The 4,457-nt window shown below is 68.6% G+C and carries 4 protein-coding genes and 4 pseudogenes; 5 read left to right on the top strand and 3 right to left on the bottom strand.

Translation table 11 applies throughout. The features are described from left to right. Positions 1–101 precede the first annotated feature (101 nt). A pseudogene (locus tag AB0N17_RS45265) lies at positions 102–701 on the bottom strand (transposase family protein); the annotation flags it as partial. Then, positions 698–865, bottom strand: a pseudogene (locus tag AB0N17_RS45270) (ISL3 family transposase); the annotation flags it as partial. The pseudogenes AB0N17_RS45265 and AB0N17_RS45270, both read right to left, overlap by 4 nt. Positions 866–961: 96 nt before the next feature. Between AB0N17_RS45270 and ssb the strand changes: the two are divergent. The 5 genes and pseudogenes from ssb to AB0N17_RS45295 form a co-directional block, all read left to right on the top strand. Next, positions 962–1,552 (top strand): single-stranded DNA-binding protein, encoded by a 591-nt coding sequence (ssb, locus tag AB0N17_RS45275; protein WP_366017532.1) that lies wholly within the window; start codon positions 962–964, stop codon positions 1,550–1,552. Then, positions 1,552–1,815: a hypothetical protein gene (locus AB0N17_RS45280; RefSeq protein ID WP_366017533.1), complete on the top strand. Its 264-nt coding sequence runs from the start codon at positions 1,552–1,554 to the stop codon at positions 1,813–1,815. Before ssb ends, AB0N17_RS45280 begins: the two co-directional genes overlap by 1 nt. Positions 1,816–1,894: 79 nt before the next feature. Then, complete coding sequence (locus AB0N17_RS45285; protein ID WP_366017535.1) at positions 1,895–2,350, top strand: hypothetical protein; 456 nt, start codon at positions 1,895–1,897, stop codon at positions 2,348–2,350. A 276-nt stretch (positions 2,351–2,626) separates the two neighbouring features. After that, positions 2,627–3,252 (top strand): annotated as a pseudogene (locus tag AB0N17_RS45290) (transposase family protein). A 217-nt stretch (positions 3,253–3,469) separates the two neighbouring features. Then, positions 3,470–3,639: pseudogene (locus AB0N17_RS45295) on the top strand (IS3 family transposase); the annotation flags it as partial. Positions 3,640–3,701: 62 nt separating this feature from the next. Here AB0N17_RS45295 and AB0N17_RS45300 read toward each other — a convergent pair. Further along, on the bottom strand, positions 3,702–4,457 hold a 756-nt coding region (locus AB0N17_RS45300; protein ID WP_366017536.1), incomplete at its 5' end, for a transposase.

Raw genomic sequence — 4,457 nt, forward strand, 5'->3', positions numbered from 1 at the left:
GGCAGCCCCGCGTGGGGCACACCAGACGCCGCACCCGCACACGGACCACCACCCGTCGTCCGTCGACCGGAACGTCTGCCACCGTCCGCCAGTGAGCAGTTTCAGCGGTGAGTCTCCAGAGTGAGGATGGCTCTGGCGATTGACGTGAGCCGGTTGGGGCTGATCCGTGCTTTGCGGAGGATGCGCCAGGTCTTGAGCCGGGCGATGGCTCTCTCGACGGGCCACCTGAGGCGGGAGTGGGCTCGGTTGAGCGACTTTTGTCTGACGGTGAGGTCCTTGCCGGGCCGTCGTCTGTGGGGGACGGCGATGATGTCGCCGGCTCCTTGGTAGGCCTTGTCGGCCAGGATCGGGATGCCGAGGCGGATGCAGGTGGCGATGATCCGGTGCCGGCGGGCTGCGGTCAGGTCGTGCACCCGGCCTGCGTGGGCGGGCGAGATCCACACCAGGGTGCCATCCGGAGCGGTGATGACCTGCAGGTTCACGCCATGCTTGCGGTGCTTTCCAGAGTAGTCCGCGCGGCTGTCACCGACTCGGTCGCATTCGGCGAGGGTCCCGTCGAGCAGGACATATCGCGCACCGTCGGCCCTCAGCGCTGCGGTCAGGCCCGGTGCCCGGGCTGCCAGGAGTGTCACAACGGAATGAACGTAGGCGTGAGCGGTGCCCACGCTGATACCGAATCCGGCGGCGATCTGTGTGAGTGATAGCCGTGCACCCGTCCCGACGAGGCCCCGCACACCGGGCAGACCGCGGTGTCCAGCGGCGTCCGGGCCCGCACCACGATCCGCTCACCCTCGTCGGCAACATCCTCGATGACCAGCGGCGACAGACCCGAAAACACCGTCAGCACAAGCTCATTGACGTCCATCACATGATGGTTAACGACCCTGACAACTCTCCGTCACCACCGAATGTGAGACAGGGCCTAATCAACGGCGGATCCGATGATCAAGGAGACGCCTGAATGAGCGAGGCCATCACCGAGCACGAGGCCGTGGAAGAGCCGGTTGTGGAGTCGACTGCGGAGGCCGTGTCGGACGAGCAGTTGATCGCGATGCTGGTCGACCGTGCCCGAACGGACGGGCTGCAGCTGACAGTGATCGGGAATCTCGTGGAAGATCCGGAGTTGCGGTTCACCGCTGCCGGGGTGGCGGTGGCCCGTTTCACGGTGGCGTCGACTCCCCGGACGTTCGACCGGGACGCGAATACCTGGCGGGACGGGGAGCCGACGTTCATGGACTGCAGCTGCTGGCGGCAGCTCGCGGAGAACGTGGCCGGGTCCTTGTCGAAGGGGGCCCGGGTGGTGGTCGCGGGACGGCTGCGTACCGACCGGTGGGAGAACCCGGAAGGGGAGAAGCGTTCACGGATGGTGCTGGACGTCGACGACGTGGGGGCGTCGATGACGTTCGCGACCGTGGCGATCACCCGTACCAGCCGCCCGGTTCCGCCTCGTGAGACCGCGCCTGACGATCCCTGGGCCTCCGCCAGCCCCATCCGTCCGGCCGCACCCGCTGCCGGCCCGGACGACACCCCTGGCGAGGAGCCTCCCTTCTGATGCCGCCCTTCCCCGCAACCGTGCCGTCCCCGGCGAACAACGCAGGAGACCTGGAGACAGCCGCGGCAGCCGTGACCGCAGCGCAGCAGGCGCTGCAGACCGCGCGCCGGGGCCTGTCAGCAGCGATCCACGCCGCCCGGGAGGCCGGAGAGACCGTCCAGAACATCGCCGCCTGCACCGGACAAGACCCGGTCACGGTACGCAACATCCTGGCCGTCCCCCCGGCGAAGGCACCGGACAGACCTTCCGGCCTCCCGAGATAACGCGAGGCCGGTGACGAAGCCGGAAACATCTTCGGGATTCGTGCCCGTGGCGGTCCGGCGGCCCTCTACGATCCACCGCATGCTGGATCCCGAGCTGCTGGAACGGATTACCGCGCGACGCGCGGAACTGGACGATCTCGAAGCACAGCTGGTCGAGCAGCTGGCCAAGGTGCGTTCCGAGCGGGACGATCTCGCCGTCGCCGAGAGGGTTCTCGAGCGGGTAAGCGAAGAGATCGCCGGCGAGCGTGGATCAGTCTCCCCGGTGCCCGGCCAGGTGGCCGGTAGGGCCGTGATGCTGGTTCCGCACCGCGGCCCGGAAACCGAGGAGACCATGCTCCCGCCGGATTACCAGCGCATCCTCACCGTCGTGCGCCAGGCCGGTGGACCGGTCGCTGCCCGGCAGGTGGGCGAGACGCTGGGCGTGGACGTCAGCGTGGAGGCCAAGCTGGAACCGCTGCGGGGGAAGCTGATCAGGCTGACCGACCGCGGCTGGCTGCGGAAACAGCCCGACGGCCGGTTCACCACCCGTCTTTGACCTGTCCCAGCCCGATGCGTCCGGCGGCATAGCCGTAACCACGGCACCCTCGGCGGCCGTTGGATTTGTGTGACGAAAACCAAAGAACACGCCGAGGACACCTGCCCACTTGTCTACCAGTGCCGCCTGCCGCTGTCCACGCGCACCGTCAACCACCTCGCCGGCCTGCTGCGGCGTCATCTGAAGGCGATACGGTCCCGGTGGCGGGTCCTCCCTCCGGGGAAGATCGCGGTGATCGTCCTGGCCGTGCTGCGTCATGACCAGCGCCTGGCCGACATGGCCGGCGGGAACGGTGTCTCCGAGTCCACCGTCCGTCGCTGGCGCGACGAGCTGATCGGACTGCTCGCCGCCCAGGCGCCGCGTCTGGACCGTGCCCTGCGGAAGGTCACGAAGCAGGGTGGGGAGGTAGTCCTGATCGACGGAACCCTCATCCCCACCCGGCGCCGCACCGGCAAGGCCGACCGGCGCAACTACTCCGGCAAGCACCGGCGTCACGGGCTGCACTTCCTCGCCCTGACCGACGAACGCGGCCGTCTGATCTGGATATCCGCAGCGAGGCCGGGCCGCACCCACGACAACACCGCCGCCCGCCACGACCACATCCTGACCCACCTGCGCGCCGCCGGTCTCGGCGCCTTGGCGGACCTCGGCTTCCGCGGCCTGGACAACGACATCCTCGACCCCGTGATCGTCACCGGCTACGCGGCCAGCCGGACCCACAAGCTCACCCAGGAAAGAAGGAGGCGAACCGTGTCCTCGCCGTCGGACGCGCACCGGTCGAGCACGGATTCGCACACCTCAAGAACTGGCGGATCCTCACCAAGCTCCGTACCGACCCCGCCCGCGTCACCCGCCTCCTACGAGCCCTGCTGGTCCTGACGAACCTCGAAGTCAACCGCTGACAAATGATCTTCACCGATGGCTTCCGCCCGCGACCAGCATGAGTACCCCGAGCAGCGGCGACACCAGCCCTTTGACCAGCAACTTCAAGTTGACGAAGGCTCACCGACCGTCAGCCCCTACGACAACCCGCCTCCAAAGCCAGTAACAGTCCCAAACCGAGAGATCGCAGCTTCGGGGGACCGCGAAAGGCAGCAGTGGCTGGGCCGGCCGGGCAAGCGCCTCACGCGCGCGGCCGGACTGCGCGGGGTGATCCGAGCCAAGAGCCCGCGCACCACCGGCCCGCTCCCGAGACCGCCCGGCCCGCCGACCTGATCGAGCGGCAGTTCACCGCGACCGCGCCGAACCAGCTGTGGGTAGCGGACATCACACCTACATCCGCACTTGTCCCAGGCGCTGTAAGACGGCGGCGGGCTGGTTGTACGGGTCAGACACCCCATGTCGTTTGGTGTCAAGCGGCATGGAGGTGAGCGTGGTGCGACCAGGCGGTCGCTTCGTCGTAGTGGGTGCGGGTCTTGAGGCATCCGTGGAGGATGCCGACGAGGCGGTTACCGACTTGGCGGAGGGCGGGGTTGTAGCCGGCCTCGCGGGCGCGCTGCTTGTCGTAGTAGTGGCGGGCGCCGGGGGAAGCGCGCAGGGCGGAGAACGCCTGGCGTTGCAGGGCGTCGGCGAGCCGGTTGTTGCGGATGTAGCGGGCCTGGACGGTGTGGCTCTTGCCGGAGGCGCGGGTGATGGGGCTGGTGCCGGCGTAGTTCTTGCGGGCTTTCGCGGACGCGTAACGGGTGGGGTCGTCTCCGAACTCGGCGAGCACCCGGGCGCCGGTGATCACCCCGATGCCGGGCATCGAGAGGTAGATCTCAGCGTCCGGGTGCGCGAGAAAATGCACCTTCACCTGTCCTTCCAGCTCGGCTATCTGCTCGTTCAGAGCGATCAGCAGCCGTGCGTGGGCGGTGGCAGTGGCCGCGTAGGCGGCTGTGACCGGCTCGGGCAGGCCCAGGTGCTGCGCGCGCAGCGCGGTCTGGATCGTGGCGGCCTTCGCGGTCCGGTTGTGCCGGCGGTGCCGGGCCAGGACGGCGGAGATCTGGGGGCGGGTCAGCTTTGCTGCCGTGGCAGACTCTGTTGCTGAATGGCCTGCAGGGGTGCGGGGCGGCCCGGCATGATCGTTGGTGCGGTCGTTCTGTCTGCTCCGGCCGTAGGGGGGTCGGTG

This window comes from Streptomyces sp. NPDC051133 (genome assembly GCF_040682635.1).
Classification (GTDB): Bacteria; Actinomycetota; Actinomycetes; order Streptomycetales; family Streptomycetaceae; genus Streptomyces.